Genomic DNA, 2,007 nt, shown 5'->3' on the forward strand with positions numbered 1-2,007 from the left:
CCTGGGCGTTGGTGGGGTGGTTCCCCGGGTCCGGTACTCAGGCCGGTACGGCGTCGAAGGCGGCCGGGGCGCACCGTGCGGTGTGCATCGGCATCTCGGTGAGGCCGGGGAAGTACACGTGCAGGCTGACGGCGGGCGTGAGGGAGTCGTTGACCACCTCGTGGACGTATCCCGGGGCGAAGACGTGCTGGCCGTCGGAGCCGACGCGCCGGGTGCCGCGCTCGGTGTGCTCGGTCAACTCCCCCTCCAGCACGGTGACCACGCCGGACGACTGGCCGTGGTCGTGGAGCCCGCTGCCCTGTCCGGGGACCCAGCTGAGCAGCCAGACCTCGTAACCGGGGCCGGTGCGCAGCCGGTGGTACCAGCGGGTGGTGGCGTCGTACCTGACGAGCGGGGCCCACTGGCTGCGGTCGGCTGCGATGGAGCGGGCCAGCCCGGCGAACTCGGCCACGGTGGTGGGGTGTTGCTTCGGCGGCAGGAGCAGGTGCTGGACCTCCAGGAGGTCGCCGGCGATCTGCAGGTCGCTGTCGTTGTTCATGGATGCGGTGGTCCTCGGCATCGGTGGTGCGCGTGGGGGTGCGGCTCGGTGGTGGTGCTCGGGAGGGCCCGCGTGGACGCGCCGGTACGGCGGTTTCCCGCGCGGGGTACCCGGGGGCGGGTGCTGGAGGCCCGTGGCGCCCGGCCTGCCGGCCGTGCCCGTGAGGGCGCGGAAGGGGTAGCGGAACCCGGAATCAGAGCGGGAGCGCTGATCGGAGCCGGAGCCGGGAGGGCGTCAACAGCAGCGACAGCTGGAACAGCAACAGCGGGCCTGGACAGCGGTGCGGAACCCACGGACGTGGGAGGCGTACATCGCGACGGTCGCTGGCATGGTGCCAAGGAGACCGGCTCGTTACCCGCGCTGTCAACTCGGCGTCCCATTTGGCGGCAATGTTTCACCCCTTCCGGTCGCCGACGCTGAAGAAAGGTTTGTGCACTGACAGGGCAGGACAGGTGGCGCATCATCCGGGCGCTCAAACCTTGCTGACAGTCTGTGACTCGTCTGTGATCTTGGTCGCTTCGGTGATCGAATCGAACCGTCCCGCAAGCCCCGTTCGTCTCACTTGTCGGGGGAGCGGGGTGGTTGAGTACTAGGCATATGTCAGGTTTTTGGTGGTTTGATAACTTTCCGCGTATGTTTGGTTCCGCAGAGTGAATACCAGGGCCAGTAGCAGAAGCTCGCTTGACCGGCTCAGAGCTACACGCTTGTAATTTCACTCGTGTTGTTCAGCCGCACGGAGAGTGACGGCCACGTCACGGGGACGTAAGAGACAGACGAGGGGCGCACATGACCGAGCTGTTCCAGCAACTGCTGGTCGAGGACGCGGACGAGGAACTCGGCTGGCAGGAGCGCGCGCTGTGCGCCCAGACCGATCCCGAGTCCTTCTTCCCGGAAAAGGGCGGATCGACCCGAGAGGCCAAGAAGGTCTGTCTCGCCTGCGAAGTCCGTTCCGAATGCCTGGAGTACGCACTGTCGAACGACGAGCGGTTCGGCATCTGGGGCGGGCTCTCCGAGCGGGAGCGGCGGCGCCTGAAGAAGGCCGCGATCTGACCGGTACGGCTCCGAGGGCCCAGGCCCTTCGATCCGGCGGGCGGACCTGACGATCGGTCAACCCGACAAGCCGGCCGCGCGGCACCGCGGCCTCACGAGATCTTCACCGTGAGACCTCCACCGCACCGGGCGCGACACCCGGCCGTCGCCTCCGTACGACCGTCGCGCCCCCCGTACGGCCGTCGCGACCCCGCGGCCCCGCCTCCGTACGGCGCGACCCCGCGGCCCCGCGCACGTGCGGCCCCGCGGGAACTCCCGAACCAGCCCGATGGCCCGTGGCCCCGACCCTTTCCCCAGGGTCCGGACCACGGGCCATCGGCGTGGGCACCCGCACCGCGCCCGCCGTCCGCGCCAGCACCCGCCGTCCGCACCCGCACCGCGCCCGCCGTCCGCGCCAGCACCCGCCGTCCGCACCCGCA

2 protein-coding genes are annotated in these 2,007 nt (G+C 69.8%); one reads left to right on the forward strand and one right to left on the reverse strand.

What is annotated here, in order from left to right; translation table 11 throughout:
- Positions 1-37: 37 nt before the first annotated feature.
- A complete protein-coding gene (locus tag ACWD3D_RS25440) occupies positions 38-538 on the reverse strand; it encodes a cysteine dioxygenase (RefSeq protein WP_451463112.1) in 501 nt (166 codons plus the stop codon).
- A 786-nt stretch (positions 539-1,324) separates the two neighbouring features.
- Here ACWD3D_RS25440 and ACWD3D_RS25445 point away from each other — a divergent pair.
- Positions 1,325-1,588 carry a WhiB family transcriptional regulator gene (locus ACWD3D_RS25445; protein ID WP_003968728.1) on the forward strand — a complete coding sequence of 88 codons (264 nt, stop codon included), beginning with the start codon at positions 1,325-1,327 and terminating at the stop codon, positions 1,586-1,588.
- Positions 1,589-2,007 lie beyond the last annotated feature (419 nt).

This window comes from Streptomyces sp. NPDC002690, assembly GCF_053592415.1.

Bases quoted from the DNA above. Each gene is read 5' to 3' on its own strand.
- ACWD3D_RS25445 (WP_003968728.1), top strand. From the start codon at position 1,325: ATGACCGAGCTGTTCCAGCAACTGCTGGTCGAGGACGCGGACGAGGAA.
- ACWD3D_RS25440 (WP_451463112.1), bottom strand. From the start codon at position 538: ATGAACAACGACAGCGACCTGCAGATCGCCGGCGACCTCCTGGAGGTC.